General features: G+C 60.9%; 15 protein-coding genes. 3 read left to right on the top strand and 12 right to left on the bottom strand.

Features of this window, described 5'->3' with window-relative positions:
• Positions 1–116 precede the first annotated feature (116 nt).
• Both BV106_RS16780 and BV106_RS16775 read right to left on the bottom strand, forming a co-directional pair.
• Positions 117–842, bottom strand: coding sequence for a hypothetical protein (locus BV106_RS16780; protein ID WP_038166575.1), 726 nt, complete (start codon positions 840–842; stop codon positions 117–119).
• A 228-nt stretch (positions 843–1,070) separates the two neighbouring features.
• Positions 1,071–4,298 (bottom strand): hypothetical protein, encoded by a 3,228-nt coding sequence (locus BV106_RS16775; RefSeq protein WP_038166574.1) that lies wholly within the window; start codon positions 4,296–4,298, stop codon positions 1,071–1,073.
• A 493-nt stretch (positions 4,299–4,791) separates the two neighbouring features.
• Here BV106_RS16775 and BV106_RS16765 point away from each other — a divergent pair, with 493 nt between their 5' ends.
• Positions 4,792–5,211 carry a hypothetical protein gene (locus tag BV106_RS16765; protein ID WP_265595770.1) on the top strand — a complete coding sequence of 140 codons (420 nt, stop codon included), beginning with the start codon at positions 4,792–4,794 and terminating at the stop codon, positions 5,209–5,211.
• A gap of 18 nt (positions 5,212–5,229) precedes the next feature.
• Entirely contained in the window at positions 5,230–5,622 is a 393-nt protein-coding gene (locus tag BV106_RS16760; RefSeq protein WP_038166567.1) for a DUF1398 family protein, read from the top strand.
• A gap of 244 nt (positions 5,623–5,866) precedes the next feature.
• On the opposite strand, the gene BV106_RS16755 is transcribed toward BV106_RS16760, so the two are convergent.
• The 10 genes from BV106_RS16755 to BV106_RS16715 all read right to left on the bottom strand — a co-directional run bounded on the left by BV106_RS16755 (position 5,867) and on the right by BV106_RS16715 (position 17,393).
• Positions 5,867–6,463: a hypothetical protein gene (locus BV106_RS16755; protein WP_265595769.1), complete on the bottom strand. Its 597-nt coding sequence runs from the start codon at positions 6,461–6,463 to the stop codon at positions 5,867–5,869.
• A 573-nt stretch (positions 6,464–7,036) separates the two neighbouring features.
• On the bottom strand, positions 7,037–7,297 hold the full coding sequence (locus tag BV106_RS16750; RefSeq protein WP_038166562.1) for a hypothetical protein: 261 nt from the start codon (positions 7,295–7,297) through the stop codon (positions 7,037–7,039).
• A 34-nt stretch (positions 7,298–7,331) separates the two neighbouring features.
• Complete coding sequence (locus tag BV106_RS38600; protein ID WP_265595768.1) at positions 7,332–7,496, bottom strand: hypothetical protein; 165 nt, start codon at positions 7,494–7,496, stop codon at positions 7,332–7,334.
• 192 nt (positions 7,497–7,688) lie between these two features.
• Complete coding sequence (locus tag BV106_RS16745; protein WP_038166561.1) at positions 7,689–8,399, bottom strand: phosphoribosylformylglycinamidine synthase subunit PurQ; 711 nt, start codon at positions 8,397–8,399, stop codon at positions 7,689–7,691.
• Positions 8,369–10,804: a phosphoribosylformylglycinamidine synthase subunit PurL gene (gene purL, locus BV106_RS16740; protein WP_038166560.1), complete on the bottom strand. Its 2,436-nt coding sequence runs from the start codon at positions 10,802–10,804 to the stop codon at positions 8,369–8,371. The genes BV106_RS16745 and purL overlap by 31 nt, the downstream gene beginning before the upstream one ends.
• 24 nt (positions 10,805–10,828) lie before the next feature.
• Entirely contained in the window at positions 10,829–11,281 is a 453-nt protein-coding gene (locus BV106_RS16735) for a hypothetical protein (protein ID WP_038166558.1), read from the bottom strand.
• A 188-nt stretch (positions 11,282–11,469) separates the two neighbouring features.
• Positions 11,470–12,792 (bottom strand): phosphoribosylaminoimidazolesuccinocarboxamide synthase, encoded by a 1,323-nt coding sequence (locus BV106_RS16730; protein WP_038166556.1) that lies wholly within the window; start codon positions 12,790–12,792, stop codon positions 11,470–11,472.
• Positions 12,793–12,909: 117 nt separating this feature from the next.
• Entirely contained in the window at positions 12,910–14,295 is a 1,386-nt protein-coding gene (locus BV106_RS35745; RefSeq protein ID WP_051945963.1) for a glycosyltransferase, read from the bottom strand.
• Positions 14,292–15,914, bottom strand: a complete 1,623-nt coding sequence (locus BV106_RS16720; RefSeq protein ID WP_038166553.1) for a glycosyltransferase family A protein — start codon at positions 15,912–15,914, stop codon at positions 14,292–14,294. Before BV106_RS16720 ends, BV106_RS35745 begins: the two co-directional genes overlap by 4 nt.
• A gap of 63 nt (positions 15,915–15,977) precedes the next feature.
• Positions 15,978–17,393 (bottom strand): chromate transporter, encoded by a 1,416-nt coding sequence (locus tag BV106_RS16715; protein WP_038166622.1) that lies wholly within the window; start codon positions 17,391–17,393, stop codon positions 15,978–15,980.
• Between the two features lie 70 nt (positions 17,394–17,463).
• On the opposite strand from BV106_RS16715, the gene BV106_RS16710 reads away from it, so the two are divergent.
• Positions 17,464–18,030, top strand: coding sequence for a hypothetical protein (locus BV106_RS16710; RefSeq protein ID WP_038166551.1), 567 nt, complete (start codon positions 17,464–17,466; stop codon positions 18,028–18,030).
• Positions 18,031–18,034: the final 4 nt, after the last annotated feature.

Genomic DNA, 18,034 nt, shown 5'->3' with positions numbered 1-18,034 from the left:
ATTCTCACCGCAGTCCCAAAGATGCTTCGCATCCAGGTGTTGATTGACTGGGGCAGTTCTTAGACAGGATCGACTCGAGATATCGGAGGCGCTCAAACATCAATCGCTGCGACGAGCTACTGAACCGCCGTCGGTGGCCACTGGGGTGGCGACGTTTGATTCAACCGAGAACTTTGCTTGGCGACCAGCCAGTTGTACGTCGTGTAACCTGCCACGGTGGCGTAGGCGAATACGACATCCGAGACCAGCGCGATGCCAGCATCCACCAGCCAATTCTCGTACTCAGGGAAAAGCAACGCCGGCACCAGCAGGACTCCAAAGTAGAGGACCACCACCAGCAGGAAGAGCATCCCCAGCCCAAATAGCGGCCAAAATTGCCCTTTGGTCAGCTCAAAGCTTCGACGCATGGCTGCAGGACCCGAGATGCTCTCACACACCGCTAGGGTCTCCACCTGGGACAGCCGAACCAGGAGATAAATACCCGGGAGGATAAGGGCGACCAACCCGAGCACAATCAAGAGCATGGAAAGGAACCGCGACCACCACAACCTTCCCCATGCCTGGAGTCCTGCGGAGAACGAGCCCCCCAGAGTCACCCGCTGCCCGAGCGTCGAAGCATCCACCAGAGCCAAAGTAGCTCCGATGGCAATGATGCCGAAGAAATTGTCCAGAAACTGGTAAAACTTAAACGACCGGCGCATGTCTTCTGGATCAAAGACAAACGTGTCCATGTAGCCGCTCAAGAACTCCAGCGGCCCCCAAACAATGAGAGTGATCGCGGTGATGAGGACGAAGTGTTTGCGATAAAGTTGCCAGGCGTTGCCAAGAATTTCCGCGAGCATGAAGAGCAATGGAGGTTGTTGTGGGCGATTTTAGAAGCGCGTTCTGACAACGCAATGGGGAAAATTGGTTCTTGAGCCCCCCATTCCAGCGCAAGCAAGAAACCTCACCAGCACACCCATTACCTCGAACCCAAACTGACGCACTGACGCACTGACGCACTGACGCACTGACGCACTGACGCACTGACGCACTGACGCACTGACGCACTGACGCACTGACGCACCGGCTCACCCTCCCACAAACAACCGCACCAGCGGCTCAGCCACCGCGGTGCTGCCGAAGACCCCGATGAAGGAAACGAGGGCAACGACAACGGGTTGCTCATACCAACGGGCGAAAGCTCCGGCGCTGAGTTTCTCGATTTCTGCCAACTCTGCTTCGTGGGCCTGAGCCGCTTCGGCATCGCGTGGGGCGAAATGCTGGCGCTTCTCTTTCACCACGGCGAGGCAGAGTTGGCGCAGTTCCCGGGCGGCGAAGACGAGCACGAGCGAGATGCCGAGCAGCGACACCGCTCCCAGGCCGAAGGTGATCATGAGACTGGGATGCATGGACCAGTTGTCGAAGATGCGGAAGCGGGAGACGATCATGAGCAGCAGCACCATCAGGGGATAAAGCAGCGTGCGTCCCACGGAGGAGGTGAAGTCTGCCACGATGGCGAGAATGCGCGCCCAGTTCAGGGTGGGAGGAAAGTCCGGACTGCGATCACGCCGGGCTAGCTTCTTCAGCGCCCGGATGAGGTGCAGAGCCGAGAGATGGAGATCGATGCAAAACACCAAATGCACGATGTACATCGCCACTCCCAGTAGAAGGATGAATCGCTCCACTACGAAGGCAAAGTCTCCGCGGGCCGGGACAAACGTGGGCCAGCGCGCGAAGAGCCAGCCACAGAGAAGCAGATACACCACGGCGAAGACGGCCACACGGCAGAGCCGGGTGCGCTGGGACCGCACCAGCAGGAAGATCTTCTTCATGGACCGCGGGGGGTCCCCCTCGGGCAAGTTGGAGGGCACCCGATAGGGAGACAGCCCCACGGACTGGCGGAGCAGCTCCCAGCAACTGATGGCGATGGGCACATCCACCTTATCGTAGGCCTTCTCCAAATGTTTCTCCAGAGCAGCATCAAGCTCCCTTCGGCGGGTCTCCTGGTCTCTCAAGGCCGTCTTGAGCAGGCTGATGGCCAACATGAAAGCCACCAGTCGAATGAGGATGCTGGGCCAGATACTGGTACCAGAAGCCCAGGCGACATCTTCCAGGCCAAGATTCCAGTCAAAGAGGAAGGCGGCAAGAAGCAACACCAAGCTCGTGATTCCTAATACTTTCACGGTGACCAGCACGGCGTTCGCCAGGGAGGGCAGGCGGGTGTTGTTGAGCAATTCATCCACCAGCTTCAAGCACCACTCCTTCCGGCTCGCCGGCGCAGAGGGGGCACGCTCTCCCCTCTTCCTCCGCGGGACTGGTGCAGATGAGGTGTCGCCGTTGTTGGGGAGATCGCCCCCGCCTTCCTGCTCCGCCTTCTCCAGCAGCCTTCGGCGCTGCCGCTCCACGACCATGATGCAGCCCAACAGGCCGAGCCCCACAAAGGTAGCGAGGAAATAGAGTTCGCGCGACCACGCAGCCATGGTGTCATTGAGCCAGCGCAGGAACGGCAAGTCGCCGGGGGAAGGCTGCTGCTCCACCTCCTGACCCGCCGCGATTTCGTAAACACGGGCGGAGCGGTCCACCGTGTCCAACGGATGCTCTGTGCGGGACCCACGCAGGGCGTTCCAGGTCTGCTCCACCAAGATGGTCTGGTAGCAGTCGCGCAATGGTGGGAGCCGCCAGGTAATTTCCGGCATCCCAGCAGGTACCCTGGGCACCAGTCCGGCGGCACTGGCCACCACGAGATTGCGAGTGAAGGTCTGGAAGTCCCTCTGGAAATAGAGGCTGTCCAGATCCGTGGTGAAGAAGACGGCCGAGGGCAGCTCCGGCCGCACCGCCTGAAGCACCAGCATCTTGTCCCATCGATCACTGCCCAGCACGCCCACAGCGGCGATCTTGGGCTTGCCAGGTTCCGATTCCTCCCGGGCCAGGTGCTGGGCCATGAGCCTCAGGTAGTCCAGCTGGGAAGTGCCCTGGGCAGGTTCACTGATGGCAAAGGTGGGCGCCTCATACCGAGGCCCTCCGCTGCTTGCGGCACTACCTTGATCGACATTGCGTCTCTGGTCCGCCTGGCTGCCATCCAGCCCGCGCAGGTAGGTGCGGCACTCCAGATCCACTTTCTTGAAGGCAAAGAGCTTCTGCAATTCCTCAGTGATCGCGCGGCTGTAAAGCGTGTCGGACTCGATGAGGATGACCACCCGTGGGCGGGGCTCGCCCTCCCGGCGCTCCGCTTTGAGCCGGGGCACACGCAGACAGAGTTCATTCACGGTCGCCTTGGCAGTATCCGCATCGCTCAGGGTGGGCCGCCAAAGTCTCAACCAGTAGCCCGGATCCTCTGTACTGCCGTAGAGCCGGCGGGCAAACTGCCGGGCGGCCTCATCCGGAATGGTGGCTCGCAGGAAATGGGTCTCAAACGCGTCGGACAGCTCATCCTTGTTCCGCCATACGGAAGTGGGACTGTAGGCAAAGTCCACATAGTCGTCACTGTCCCCCAGGTGAAAAAAGACGCGGCGCAGGTCTCCTGGCAGATCGGAGTGCACATGACCTTCGCTGCAGAAGGCGGCCTCCAAGGATTCTTTGATCCGGGATGGTGGGACCTTGTCGGCAGGGATTTTGGATTTGTTGATCCAGACGACATGGGCCGACTTGATGGTCCGGTCAGCGCGCCGGGTAGCGCCCTCCCCGCGAGGGCTCCCTGTACCAAGAAACTCAAAACGTTCCGACCGCCCAATGACTTCTCCCTGCGCACGACGCTGGGCAGCATCGGATGCTTCTCCACGCTTCTCCGCCAACAGGACGAAGCTCTGCATCCTTTGCGTTTTGGACCAGTACCCGGCGGCCGAGAGGGCGGACGAGAGGGCGTAGCGGCTGCGCAGACGCACCTCCTTAGCCTCAGGAGAAGGGTCACCGTCGATCGCAACGGTAAGGATCAGCGTGCTCATTCGCTGTCCGGCATCCCCACGGGAAGCGGTCGCCGCGGGTGAGGGCTCGTGCCCATGAGGGGGTACTTCTGGGGTGGGAATACTTGGAGCGGTCGGTACAGCGATCTTGGTATCAGGAGCAGCAGCGGATTGCTCTGATTCGGCAGTCTCCTGCTTCCCAGGTTCTTCTTCGGACAGCCCCTCCAAAGGATCCTCCCAAAGCCGCTTGGAAATGGACCCGTCCCCTGCCTTGCCCGCAGATTCCGCCACGACATTGGCAGAAGGCGGACGGGAACTGCGGAGCCGGGTCTCCTGCCCCACCACGCCCAGAAGCACGGCAATGATAGCGAAGATCTGGGTGCCGATCAGCCAGAGGCGGTTGGATTCTTGAGGCATGACTCAGGCGGGATGAGCCAGGAACGCAGCGCGTCGAGGCAGGTGCGAAGACACCCCGCAGCAGTACCCAGAAAAGACCGGGAGATCGGCGATGGAGAGCGACCACGCCACCGAGGGATTGAATCCCAGTGCATGCAGACTCCCATCTCGACCGTGCCCAACTCCCTTGGGGAAATCCTACGCGGTGACCAATGTGATGAAAAAACGGGTGGTTCTCAGGTGGCGTTGGATGTCGCCTGGTGCTCAGCAGTTCTTTGATGGAGAACGCCCGGAGGACGCGGAGTCAGTCTCGTGAGAAATTATAATCGCTGCATTTTTTATTGTCAAGACCGTGGAATAGCGGCGTCTCATTCCCATCTAGCTGCGCCTCGAGCGGAATCATCCCGCGCGAGAACGGCGGAGTTTTGCTGCCCATCCTCTCATCCTCCGCAATGTCTATGCCCACCCGATAGGACTTGCCCGATGGGAGCTCATTGGAGAGGATGTCGCCGACATGAAAAACCCTCGCGTCCGCCATTGGATCTTCAGCGCCATGATCTTGCTCAGTGCCGTGAGCCTGCCGCTCACCACCTTGCTGGCGGGTGGCATTGCCCGTGTCGCGTCGCAGGGGTTTGTGGCCTACCACGGCGGCCGCCCCATGCCCGCGCTCACCCAAATCCTGGTGACAAATCAGTCCGGCTCAAATGCACCGGCGATCTGCGCAACCGCTTTTGCCGTGGCCATGGCCATCGCAGGGATTCGGTCTCTGCGGGACCCAGATTCCGGACATGAGTCGGATCGTCTTGTTCACGCCTTCCTTTGTTTCATCGGGCCCGCTCTGTCTCTGATCTACTTGGTGCTGGTGCTGCTGGCCATTGCGATGCCGCTGGTCAGCAAAGGAACCGTGATGGTGCCGTTGCAGGTGGACCCGTGAGGAGGAAGGTTGCACTGTATGAACGCCGATCTGATCACGCAGGCCCATCGGGCGACTCTCGCCGGCGGCACGCCTTTTCCGCAAATTGTTGCGCAATTGATCGAGGCGGGAGTGGAAAGCTACCATGTGGACTACCTCGCTCTGACGACAACCTTCCATGATGGGGTGGGTGCCGCGGTGATGACCACGATTTCCTACGAGTCATTGCCACCCGTGGCGCACGATTTTGATGCGGCCTCACTCGTCGCCAACATCCGCGACAGCCAGCAAAAGAACCAGCACTACCGAGACTTTACCACCCGGGCAATGAACGCAGGTGTGGCTGGATACCATGCGTTCCTGCTTGGACGGCGCGTGACATATTATGGACGTCAGGGAGACCAGCACACGGAATGGTTTCCAGGGGATTGATTCGGCAGCGGCAGACTGATCGGCTGATGGAGCGATAGAGGAGAAGCCAGCGCTGTTGGCAGGCGAAAACGGTGTCAAGCCACCGTACTCCAAGACGCTTCGCGCAGTTGAGGCTGGTGAGAAAGCACACCTCAGGAGTGGATGGAGACTATGACATAGCCCGCAGCATGACGCGGCACCTTCCATTACATCCGCCCCCATCGATCATCAATCGACACCCTCTGAACAATCCATCGAGGGAATCCTACGCGACCGGACGCCAGTCCGATAAATCGACGCCGAAGGATCGAGCCCCCTCAACCATGGCATCAATCGTCAGAAGATTCCATCGATTCACGGCATTCCATCCTGCGTCACAAGCGAATAGAAGCACCCTGTCTTCTGTTGTACAAAGGTCGTCCCGAGCAATGGCAAGACCGCGGAATCTTGCCATCACGGCCCTCCCTCCGACTAGTCGTGAAAACGCAAATCGGGGATCATCTGAGCTCTTGATGGAGGCCGCCAGCACCACCGTGGCACCCTCGATCATCTCCGGACAGGGAGACGTAGGTCTCTTCCACCTGATGACATAGTCTTGGGAGGGAAAGCTCTCACGATCTCGAAGATACTCTCTAACCACCTCCACCGAAGGGAACATCAAGATCTTTTGCCCGTCCCCCAAGTCATCCAGCTCGGATAGAATCACCTCGTCTGGGGACATCGACACGTACTCAGCCTCCATCTGAATCGCCTTTAGGTAGCGACAGGCAAGATCGTCCGTCGCAAACGCGATCATAGCAAGCCCGACCGAGGTCTTCATGTATAACCCGCCGGGAGGCTCCTTGGTTCGAATGAGGTACATGCTGGGTGAAACCTGGGGAAGCTTCTCACCGACGCTGGAAGTTGGCAAGATTGAGCGCCGAAAGTTGAAAATCTCACCTACCATCTGGCGGAAGGGCCAAGATTAGGCACAAGCTGCATGGGCAGGCGAAAACGGTGTCAAGCCACCGTACTCCAAGACGCTTCGCGCGGTTATGAGCAATAAGAATACACATATCAGGAGTGGATGAAGATTGTGCTATGGCACCCGTTGAGGCGCGGCAGCGTCTTGGAGTGCGTGCGGCTCGACGCCGCTTTCGCCGGCTATGTGGCGATCAGACACCCCGATCACTCGCCTGCAGACAAGACAACCATCTCGAACTCGGGAGCACATCGTCGCCCTCCCAAAAAGCTTTCCAACCCTCTTCACTGGAAAACACTGGAATCACCGCGTCCAACTCAGCGCCTCACACAACGGTTGTTTCCTCTAGTTCGAACTGCATTGTCGAGCAGCCAGCCGGAAATCTCGCTGTCATTGAGACACTTCATTGTGAACTGGAAGCGCCCCATCACGCTTGTCCAACACCAAGCCAGTTTCGCGGCCTAGGTTGTCCCCTCACGGCTCCAACCCCAAGGCCGTCCGGTGCTCTTCAATGGAAGGTGCAATCTTCAGGCTACCGCACTTTGTACAATAGAGCCCCTTGGCGCTTCGGTCGGCAATCATGAAGGGCATCCAATCTTTGCCCTCCAATCGGATCTGCAACTGTGAACTCCCGAACGAGGTCGCCAGAACGTTCCCCCAAGTCCGGTTGAGCGCGGCTTCCACCTCCACGAGGAGATCGCCACAGACAGGGCATTTGATCAGTGCTTCAGACATGTCAGCGCCTCATTAGTGATCTCACTTCTCTCCTCTACCATTCCCCGAACATGGACGACAGCAGCAGGACAATGGCGACCGCCCACAGCCAGAACCAGATGAGGCCGACAAAGTAGAGAAGGCCCACGTTGATGCCGAGGCCGACGAGGCCGTACACCAGTCGTTGCCGTCCGAGGGTGTCAGTGAACCATTCAAGCATATGCCGCGGGAAGGTATTGGGGAGTGAATCGGAACCACCGAATGATAGCGCGCTCACAATACCGCGTGCAACAAACAAAGTTGCCCTGTTCCGCCCTCCGCCGACAGCCCCTACCAAAAAAGCGCGGACCGCATCTCTGCGGCCCGCGCTCCCGGATCAGTCATCCCGATCCAAATTCAAAAATCGCTACTCCTACACCGCCTCGCGGACGCTCTTGAACATGTAGTATCCCCAGCCGTGGTCGGCATCGCCGTTCCAGTCTGGATCATAGTGATGCTGTTTCGCGGTGAAGCGCTCGGGGTGCGGCATGAGGCCGAAGACGCGACCCGTCTCATCCTGAAGACCGGCGATCTGCTGGCTGCTGCCGTTCACGTCGCTGGTGTAGAGCAGGGCGGCGCGGCCGTTCTGCACGTACTGGCCGGCGGCGTCATCGATGCCGACGAAGCGGCCTTCCGCGTGGGCCACGGGAAGCTCGAACTCATCCGGCAGCGCGTGGAGATACGGGCTGGCGGCGTTCTTCTTCAGGCCCGCCCAGCGGCAGATGAAGCGACCGCTGGTGTTGTGAATGAGGCTGCCTTCCGGAAGGAGGTGAAGTTGCGTGAGGATCTGGAAGCCGTTGCAGATGCCGAGCACGTGACCGCCACGGGACACGAACTGCTGCAGTCCGTCGCCCACCTTGGCCAACGTGTTGAGCTTGGCAAAGCGGCCGGACATCACGTAGTCCCCGTAGCTGAAGCCACCGGAGAACACCACGAGCTGGGTGTTGTCCAGCGCATGGGATTCGAGGAGGGCGATGGGCAGCACCTGAGTCTCAAAACCCACCGCCTCAAGGGCGCGGGAGGTCTCGGCGTCACAGTTTGTGCCGGGGTATTTCAGTAGTAGGGCGTGAGGCCGTTTTGCCATAGCGGTTTGAGTTCGGAAATGGAGGCGTTGATGAAGGTGTTTTCGTCATCGATGATGACGAGCTGGCCGTCAGCGGTGGTTTCACCGATGGCGGTGAAGCCGAGGGACTCGGCAAGGGCGGCGTGCTCAGGGGCCACCTCGAAGACAATGCAGGCCGGCGTTTCGCCAAAGAGGTACTCAGCAGGCTGAAGCTCCACGGTGGTGGGGATGTCACCCAGATTGACCTTGATGCCGGCCTTCCCGGAGAAGGCCATCTCTGCCAGCGTGACAGCCAGGCCGCCTTCGCTGATGTCGTGAGCAGAGAGCACTGCGCCCTTCTTCACCAGTTCGTTGTACTGCTTGTAGGAGGCGAAAGAAGCCTGCTCATCGAACTCCGGCGCATTCGGGAAGACGAGACCGTCTTCTTCAGGATCTTCGGAGCCCTGCATGACCATGCGGGCGAAGACACTGCCGGCGAGACCGCTGGCCAACTGGCCGAGAAGGAAGAGCTTGCTGCCCGTCTTGCGGATGCTGGAGCCCACCACGTGCGAGGCGTCCTCCACCACCCCGAAGCCGCTGACGAGCAGGGTGCACGGGATGGAGATCGGGCCTTCGTCGGTCTTGAAGTAGTTGTAGAAGGAGTCCTTCCCGGAGACAAACGGAGCACCGTAGATCTCGGCGGACTGGGCCATGCCCTTGGTCGTCTCCACGAGCGCACCCAGTTCATAGGCGTCGTCGGGGTTGCCCAGGCAGAAGTTGTCCAGAATGGCGATGCGGTCCGGGTTTGCACCCATGGCCACAAGCTGGCGAAGGCACTCATCCACACAGGCGCGGCCCATGAGGTGCGGGTGGGTCTTGCCCAGTTCCGGCAGAAGGGAGAGGCCCAAGGCCACGAGCTGGTTGCTGCCATCCACACGGATGACGGAGCCGTCTTGCGGGGCATCACCGGTGGCACCGGCCAGGGGTTTCAGGAAAGTATTCCCCTGCACCTCGTGGTCGTACTCGCGGATGATGGGCTCGCGGGAGACGATGGCGAAGTCTGAAAGCACCGCCTTGAGCATCTCATTGCCCGCCTCGGGATCTTCAAAGGAGATGTAGCAGCCTTCTTCATCAGCATCCACGTTCTGCCACTCCGTCTTGAAGTGGCGGCGGGGTGCCTCGTGCAGCTTGCGGCAATCGAGCTCACACACCATTTCGCCATGGTGCTTCACCTTGAGAATGCCGGTGCCGTCGGACTTGGCCAGCACGCAGAGCTCGGTCTCGTAGATGTCGGCGAGCTTCTGCATCTCCGGGAGGTCCTTCTCCTCGATGGCGATGACCATACGCTCCTGGGACTCGCTGATGAAGACCTGCCAGCTTTCCAGATCGGGAGCCTTGAGCGGGGCGTTTTCCAGCCACACTTCGCCGCCGGTCTCACTGAGCATTTCGCCCGCCGCGCTGCTGAAGCCGCCGGCACCGCAGTCGGTGACAAACTGGATCAAGCCCTTGGCGCGGGCAGCGAGGATGAAGTCAGCGACCTTCTTCTCTTCAATCGGGTTGCCGATCTGCACCGCCGTCTGGTCTTCCTCGTGGCTGGCGGTGGTGAGGGACACGCTGGAGAACGTCGCCCCCTTCAGGCCGTCGCGGCCAGTGCGACCGCCTGCGGCGATGAGCACGTGCCCGGGCTTCACTTCCTTCTGGATGTCCTTGATCGGGATCACACCCATGGTGCCGCAGAACACCAGGGGATTGTAAATGTAAGTGTCGTCAAACTGGATGGCCCCGCTGGTGGTGGGGATGCCCATGCGGTTGCCGTAGTCACGGACGCCGCGCACCACGCCACGCATGACGCCGAGGGGGTGGATCACGTCTTTGGCCAGGATGTCCTCCTGCTGGGTGTCCGGCGGACCGAAGCAGAACACGTCGAGCGAAGCGACGGGCTTGGCCCCCTTCCCTGCTCCCAAGATGTCGCGGATCACGCCGCCCAGGCCCGTGTTGGCACCGGCATACGGTTCGATCGCGCTGGGGTGGTTGTGCGTCTCCACCTTCAGGCACACGGCCAGCTCGTCATCCAGCTTCACAAAGCCTGCGTTGTCCGTAAAGGCGCTGAGCACGAAGTCGGGCTTCTTGGCGATGATACGCTCGGTGACCTGCTTGATGTAGGTCTTGAAGAGGCCGTCCACCACCTCTGACTCGCCGTCAACGGTGTGCTCAATGCGGGAGCCGAAGATGCGGTGCTTGCAGTGCTCGCTCCAAGTCTGGGCGATGACTTCCAGCTCGACATCAGTGGGCTCGCGGTTTTCCGATTTGAAGATCGCCTGCACGGCCAGCATGTCCTCGCGGGAAAGCGAGAGCTTGGAGCGCTGGCTGAGAGCGAGCAATTCATCACCCGACAACCCGGAGATGGGAACGTGTCGGTAAACAGCTTTGGGAGTGGGGTCGGGCATGTGAAAGGGAGGAGGAAATAAAGATCAAGCCGCCGTCTTCAGGACGACTTCCCAGGTGTGGATGGCCGGGTTCACGATGTCGCGAACGAACACGGAGGAGTCCGCGCCTTCACCGAACACGTAGATGCGGGTCTTGAGCGTGAGTTTCTTGAGCTCGAACCCGGGTGCCGCGAGTTTGCGGTAGTAGTTGAGGATCGTCTCCTTCTCCAGGTCCAGAGCGCCGCCCTTCATCCCGTAGTCGAGAATGAAGGTGGTGTTGTCCCAGAGAGGCAGCCCGTCGTTGTGGTATTCCTGGCTGATGGGGTCCACCAGCACCTTCTGCACAAAGGCATCCAGCGCCGCCTCACTGCCATCATACTCAAAGAGGTACCGCGTGGTCCGACGGAAGGTGAGCGGATGGGCTGGCGGAGCGTAGAGCAGCGACTGGGCATTGCCCTCGCTCTCAAACTTGCCGGTGATTTCGTAGGTCTTGGTCATGAAAAAGCGGGAGGGAGGGACAGGAAATGGGGAGATTTTTTAGACAGAATTAACAGCATTTACGAAATTGGATTCAAGCTTCCACAGCAGCGAGCCACGAGGGACGTTCGCAAGATCGTGGGCGTCATTCCAATTCTGTTAATTCCGTTAATTCTGTCTGGTTTAATCATCAGGACTCCGCCGGAGGACTAGATGGCGTTGGCCTTGCAATACTCGTCGAAGAGGCCGCGCTGGCGGTAGAAGTCCACTTCGGCCTCGCCGACTTCGCGGAGGGCAGCCTTGGAGACTTCCGGCTCCGTGTTGCCGAGCACGTGCTGGCGGATGATGTCCATCTTCTTCGCCTGCAGGGCGAGGAAGTCAGGATGCACCACCGGGGTGTGTGGCCACTTGCCTGCGGCCTGGCCTTCCTTGAGCACCTTCGTGAAAGGAGTGCCGGTCTTGTTCGCTTCCTTCTTCGCGTCGTTCACGCCGGCGAACCAGGTCGCTTCGGCGATCTTGTAGTAGTCGCGCATGGACTGCTTGTTGTAGTGCAGCACGATCTTCTTGCCTTCGGTCTCGAGGAAGGCGGTGGCGCGGAAGCTGTCGGTGTCAATGGTATCAACGAAGAAGAACTCACCCTCGTCCACGGCGAACTCCCACTTGATGTCCCAGAGGAGGAGGCCGATCTCATCGAGAAGCTGGCGCACGGCCCAGGCACCCAGGAGGCTCAGCTTGATGGTGCTGACGAAGGCGTCTGCCTCCATCCCGCTCATGAGGGCGGCTTCCTGCTTGGTCACGTTCCGGTCTTCCGGCTCGTGCTTGCTGGTGAGGTCGAAAATCGGGCGGGGCAGGAACTGCCAGGCCTGCATGGCCTGGGAGAGACCCAGCTCGTTCTCATACGTCTTCTTGTCGGCGTCGCTCAGGCTGGCGTACTTGCGCAGCACGGAGGATCCGCCGGTGATGCCGAAACGGACGATGTACTCCAGAGGGATCACATAGGTGGCCGCCTGGTAGAACATGGAGTAGTCGTACACGAAGGAGCCCAGGATGGGCTTCTGCACCGGCTTCATGACGGGGAAGCGGCGCACCACGTTGAAAGTGCTCGGGTTCTCAGGCATCCCTGCGGCGATCTCGCCGGTCACGGAGTCGAGCATGCCGGTGTGGTGGGTGTTGGCCCCACTCACCACCATCTTTTCCAGCGGTCCCACCAGGAGGTCTTCCAGGAAAGCCTTGGCCTCAGCGGAGGCTTCCGGCTTGGCGATCTCCTTCTGAATGGCTTCTTTGACCTTGAGCCACGTCTCGGGCTTGGCCATGCGGGTGTAGAGGGCGTGGCGGAACGTGGCGCGCGCCACGTCACTGCCAGGGATGTCGAAGATGCTGCCGACATCGAATACAGAGCCCGCATTGGTGGTCTCGCACACCATGAGGTCTTCGCGGCCCGGAACCGCGTAAAGCCGCTGCACGGAACCCACGTAAATGGGTTGGCCGAGATCAGACGGACGAACCACCGGAAGGTCAGTAGTAGTGGACATGCTCGCTAGATAAAGGAGCAATTTGCTTTAGCAGGGGGATTCCGGGACGCAAGGGATTTCCGGGCCGAGGGGCTCACCCCCACCTCTCCATGCCCCGTTTCCAGCGCTCTGCCCGCCTCAGAGATGAAGCGCACGAGAGACGTAATCTCCCCTCTCCGCCCGCCACTGAGCGACGACATCCTGATAATAGCCCAAGGTGGCATCCACCATCTGGCGGGCGTCGAAATGGCGCTGGGCATACTGGGCAGCCAGCTCCCCCAAGGCGGGCAACAACTCCGGCCTGGCAATCAGAGTCTGAAGCTGCCTGGCTAGATCGCCAGGATCGAAGGCTCGCACCAAGATGCCGCCATGACCCGGGACAGCAACCTCCGGGGTGGGCCCCACATCACTGACGACGGCGGGCAGGCCACAGGCCATGGCTTCCGCAATGACCAGACCAAACGTCTCTGCCCGGGTGGCGTGAACAAAGAGGTCGGCCGCCCGGTAGTGCTGGGCCAGCTCCGCATGGGAAAGGTAGCCGAGGTGGTGAACGGTGACTGGGCCGACCTGCTCCGTCCCCACCCTCCCGCCAATGACCGCCAGATGCAGCGGCCGATCTCCCCCTGCTGCAGGAGGAGGGTGCGTCAGTCGCTCCAAAGCAGCCTTCAGCGTGGGCCAGTCTTTGAAGGGATTGCCGGCACCGGCATGCGCGACGGAAATCATCAGCAGAGCATGCATCGGCAGGGCTCCAGACAGTGCCAGCGGCAAATCGGCTCGGGCAGCTGCCTTGTCACCGGGGTGGAAGACGGAAAGATCCACCCCGTTGGGGATCAAGCGGGCATCCGCCATGGCCGGAGCCAGGATGGAGCGCTGGGCGAGATCGAGGCTCCACTGACTGGTGCCGACGATGTAGAGCCGGCTCTTCTCGAAGATGCGCGCTTTGCGCCACCAGTTCAGCGCGGTGGCATCCCGCTCGACCGCCGGAGGCAGGCTCAGGTCTGGGCACTGACCACAGCCCACGTGTCGCTGCCAGCGCTCGCAATCGATGGGAAAAGCGCAGTGTCCAGTGGCGGTCCATGCGTCCTGCAGGGTGAGGAACACCGGCACCCGACGCGACAACCAGGGCAGCGCCCGCAGATCGAAGTAGCCGCCGTGGAGGTTATGACAATGAACCACATCCGGCACCGAGCCGGTGAGCTCCAGCAGGTGACGGGAATACGGGAACTCAAAGTCGTCCAGTCCGGCGCGTCGAGAGAGCCACTTCAAGGTCCGCTGCCGCCGCTGCGTCCAACTTCCGGCGAATGGCCGATAGTCGAAGTAAGGGCTGAGGTAAAAAGGCAGGACCCGCTCATGCGAGGACTTCTTGTCCCCGACAAGAAACCAGGAGTCGAGCCCCAGTGCGGCACAGCCCTCAAACATCTGCCAGGCGAGGCGTTCAGCCCCGCCCCCGTGGTCGGCGGTGTTCACCGTGATGACCTTGCACAGACCGCCTGCCCCAAATTCTGCAGGACGGGGCGACCTCATGAGCTGGCAGAAACTGCCCCCTCGGTCTTTTTCATCTGCACGGTGCTCCAGCGCTCCTTCACCGGACGGACCTCCAGCGCGGCAAGAGGGAAGCCCAACTCCCTGGGGTCTGCTTCGCTTCGCAGCGTGACCGGCACCAGGATGCAGAGCAGGCAGGAGCGTCCCTCGGGGGTTTTGGACGTGATGTCGAAGGACACCTTCGTCCGGTGATGGCGGAGGCTCTGTCGTCCGACGCGGTGCCGCCCCCAGTAAACGACGAACGGGAAACGGCAGTCCCCTCCACGGAGGCCTGCGGTGTCGAATGTCACTTCATAGTCCCCAGGAGGCAGTTCCAGAGGGATCACCCCCACCCCGCCCGTCCAGCGGAGCGGTGTGTCCCCATCCTTCTCCAGAGCGTGCACGCCCCAGGCACGCAGGCTGGCCAATTTTTCGCCTCGATAATCCCCCGCAGGATTGCCGTGGGAAAGGATGGCGGGACGACGGCGGCTCAGCAGCCACGAAACCCGGGTATGGTCCACCACGCGCAGCCAGAAGCTGGAGAAGGAGGCGCAACGCCGCTTCTCATCGAACCTCCAGATCTGGCAACCCCACCAACTCCTCCACACCGCCATGCGCGATCTCAAGCTGGAGCCAGCGCTGCCATAGCCCACCGTGATGGTGTGGAGCAGAAGACCAAGCCAGGCCCCGATGCGGGGCCAGCGACGAGGCCGCCCATGCGGCTGTACCTCCCGCATCAGTTCCCGGGCAACCAGTGGCGCAATGCGACGCCCCTCCCGGGGGGGAATCAATGCACTGGACGTCACTTCCGGCAGGCTGAAGTAGCGGTGGAAAAACTCCGGCTCCAGGTCTCCCGATGCCTGGCACTCATGGTAGGTGTAATCCCGCGCATGCGCGCCCAGATCCGCGAGAGAATGACTGTTGACGTGCCGCAGGCCGATCTCCGGCGTGACGGCCACCTCCACGCCGTGCTGATGCAACCGGGCGGCAAAAAGAGCCTCCGCAAACAAGCCGTGGCCAATGGGGAACCCACCCACCGCCTGAAAGGCACGCCGGGTGATGACAAAGCCTCGAGCACGCAGCTTGTTCCAGTGCCCTGGAGCATCCCAGACATCCCGATTTCCATCTGTCACCTGCTCTTCCAGAGCGCCAACATAGTTGTCGTTGATGTGTCCCCAGCCGAGCGTTACGCACTCCTTTTCAAACTCATGGATCACTTTGGCAGCAAGCTCGACTCCGCCGGGCTCCGCCACGCAGTGGTCCTCAGTGAACAGCAAAATCTTCCCGCGAGCCACCTCCGCACCCACATTGCACAGCAAGAACCGCTCTGTCCCCTGCGAGCGGACTAGGACATCCTGCGGACGCAGATGTTTGCCAATCTCCTTCTCTGTCTCCCGATAGCGCCCATCGGAAACCACAATCACTTCGTAGTGCTGTTCCGGCAGGGTCTGGCCACGCGTCCAGCTCAGCAGGTGATCCGGCTTCGCCCGGATGTCTTCAAATGCGATGACGATCGAGACAGCCAACTCATCCTCTGAAAGCACCCTCTGGCGGGCTTTGAGGATCTGAACAGGTGGACGACTGGGGTCGCCAGCGGCGTTTTTTTTGGGAGCCTCTGACATGGAAACAGACGCAGGTCCTTACACCCAATAATTCACGGGAGCGAGCAAAACTCTGTGACTAGACTACGACGCGCCCACAACGAGCAGACGCCATACCAACCCCAGCAGCCCGCCAGCCGCCACCACAGGGATTACATCCCATTTCCGCCACTGCATGCCGGCAAAGAGAACTGCCGCGAGACCGAGGGCGAATAGATCCAGGGAGCCGCCCGAGGGCCAGAGGGTGTGAATGCCAAACCAGACGGCAAGATTGAGGATGACGCCCACCACAGCCGCAGTGATGGCCGAGAGCATGGCAGATAGGCTCCGCACACGCCGGAGTCGCTCAATATAAGGAGCCCCAGTGAGCACAAAGATGAAGGAAGGCACGAAGGTGGCCCATGTGGTGATGGCCGCCCCCAGCGTGCCCGCGAAAAGCGGTGGGAGAGTGCCAGGATTCTGCCAGCCCCCGGCAAAGCCGACGAACTGCAGCACCATGATGAGCGGACCGGGCGTCGTCTCTGCCAGGGCGAGACCGCTCATCATCTGGGGGGTGGTGAGCCAGTGATACTGGTCCACCGCCTGCTGGGCCACGTAGGGCAGCACCGCGTAAGCTCCGCCGAAGGTGATCATGGCCGCCTTGCTGAAGAAGAGGCCTAGCTGGAACCAAACACTCTCCCACCCCGCGAGCATCCCGGCGAGGACGATGGGCAACCACCAGAGTACGACACCACCGCCGATCACGCGGACCGCATGTGCCCATCCGGATCCGCCACTGGAGGTGGCTGAGCCTTCGGGAAGATCCATATCCGCCGCGGCTCGATCTGGAGAAGCGGCAGCCGTTGTTGCAGTGGACGTGACGCCCTCGCTTTTCCCAGCCGGGGTGGCAGCTCGCGAGAGACCGAAGTACTGCGGCGCGAAGACACTGCCCAACCACCCGAGCCCCCCTGCCCCCAGCATGACCGCCACGAAAGGCACCTTGAACAAAAAGAGGGCAAGAAATGCGATCGCCGCCAGACCCCACAGGACCCAGTTGCGCAATGCCTTCCGCCCGATCCGAAGCACGGCCGCCGCCACGATGGCCATGACGGCCGGTTGCAGCCCGTAGAAGATGGCCGCCACCCAACTCACGTGCCCCAGGCTCATGTAGAGCCAGCTAAGCCCCCACAGGATGAAAACTGCTGGAAGCACGAACAAGGCACCCGCGGCAATCCCTCCCCTCACGCCATGCAGACGCCAGCCCAGGTAGGTGGCCAGTTGCTGGGCCTCTGGACCAGGCAGGAGCATGCAGAAGTTCAGCGCATGCAGAAACAGCGGTTCGCTGATCCACTTTTTGCGATCTACCAGCTCGGTATGCATGATCGCAATCTGTCCCGCAGGCCCGCCAAAACTGATGAAGCCAAGCTTCACCCAGAAGCGAAGCGCTTCCCGGAAGGAGGGCGCAAGCGGCGACGGAGCGACGACTTCAGACGGAACAGCAAGCGATGAAGAAACAGGCACGGGGAAATGAATAAATTGGCTGGAGTTTGCATCCCATGCGAGCGACAATTTCGCCAGATCCATTTGTGGTATGAAAACCTCATTTGCCCCCTTCGCTGTGGCCCTCACCGGTGCCCTCACCCTGCTGACCTCCACCTCTGCCAGCGCCGCTCCGCCCAAGAAGTCCGAGGCGGAAACCTCCAAGACGAGCTCCAAGCGCTCCCTTGAAGAAGGCAATCTCGAAATCCAGATCAGCACGGCCACGCTCTCGCGGATCCGGGAAACGATTCGCGACGGTTCAGGACGGATCGCACGCACGTCTGATGTGTCCCCCACGGGCACCGTCACCACACGGGATGGGTCGGGCAGGATTGTCTCAACCTCAAGCGAGGATCCCTATACAGGTACGGTCACCCATCGCGACAGCAAAGGGAGGATCACCGGCAACACGCAAAAGATGGCGTCTGGCACAGAAGTGACGAGGGACTCCAAGGGACGCATCGCGGTGACATCGAGCTCCACCAAGGCGGGCGACTCAGAGACCACCACCTATCGCGATGGTAGCGGCCAGATCCTGGGCACGAAATATGTGAGCCCGGCAGGCAATGTGACCTACCGGGACTCCAGCGGGAGAATCACGGGGCCAAACTTTAAGTAAGCCG

Origin of the sequence: Verrucomicrobium sp. BvORR106, assembly GCF_000739655.1 — a bacterium.
GTDB lineage: Bacteria > Verrucomicrobiota > Verrucomicrobiia > Verrucomicrobiales > Verrucomicrobiaceae > Verrucomicrobium.
Note: the sequence above shows the minus strand (reverse complement) of the source record. Positions and strands in the feature narration are given on the sequence as shown.

What these genes read in the sequence shown, in the direction of transcription:
- BV106_RS38600 (WP_265595768.1), bottom strand. Translation starts at nt 7,496, where the DNA reads ATGCTTGAATGGTTCACTGACACCCTCGGACGGCAACGACTGGTGTAC.
- BV106_RS16735 (WP_038166558.1), bottom strand. Translation starts at nt 11,281, where the DNA reads ATGACCAAGACCTACGAAATCACCGGCAAGTTTGAGAGCGAGGGCAAT.
- BV106_RS16730 (WP_038166556.1), bottom strand. Translation starts at nt 12,792, where the DNA reads ATGTCCACTACTACTGACCTTCCGGTGGTTCGTCCGTCTGATCTCGGC.
- BV106_RS16760 (WP_038166567.1), top strand. Translation starts at nt 5,230, where the DNA reads ATGAACGCCGATCTGATCACGCAGGCCCATCGGGCGACTCTCGCCGGC.
- BV106_RS16750 (WP_038166562.1), bottom strand. Translation starts at nt 7,297, where the DNA reads ATGTCTGAAGCACTGATCAAATGCCCTGTCTGTGGCGATCTCCTCGTG.
- BV106_RS16710 (WP_038166551.1), top strand. Translation starts at nt 17,464, where the DNA reads ATGAAAACCTCATTTGCCCCCTTCGCTGTGGCCCTCACCGGTGCCCTC.
- BV106_RS16780 (WP_038166575.1), bottom strand. Translation starts at nt 842, where the DNA reads ATGCTCGCGGAAATTCTTGGCAACGCCTGGCAACTTTATCGCAAACAC.
- BV106_RS35745 (WP_051945963.1), bottom strand. Translation starts at nt 14,295, where the DNA reads ATGAGGTCGCCCCGTCCTGCAGAATTTGGGGCAGGCGGTCTGTGCAAG.
- BV106_RS16765 (WP_265595770.1), top strand. Translation starts at nt 4,792, where the DNA reads ATGAAAAACCCTCGCGTCCGCCATTGGATCTTCAGCGCCATGATCTTG.
- BV106_RS16755 (WP_265595769.1), bottom strand. Translation starts at nt 6,463, where the DNA reads ATGTACCTCATTCGAACCAAGGAGCCTCCCGGCGGGTTATACATGAAG.
- BV106_RS16775 (WP_038166574.1), bottom strand. Translation starts at nt 4,298, where the DNA reads ATGCCTCAAGAATCCAACCGCCTCTGGCTGATCGGCACCCAGATCTTC.
- purL (WP_038166560.1), bottom strand. Translation starts at nt 10,804, where the DNA reads ATGCCCGACCCCACTCCCAAAGCTGTTTACCGACACGTTCCCATCTCC.
- BV106_RS16720 (WP_038166553.1), bottom strand. Translation starts at nt 15,914, where the DNA reads ATGTCAGAGGCTCCCAAAAAAAACGCCGCTGGCGACCCCAGTCGTCCA.
- BV106_RS16745 (WP_038166561.1), bottom strand. Translation starts at nt 8,399, where the DNA reads ATGGCAAAACGGCCTCACGCCCTACTACTGAAATACCCCGGCACAAAC.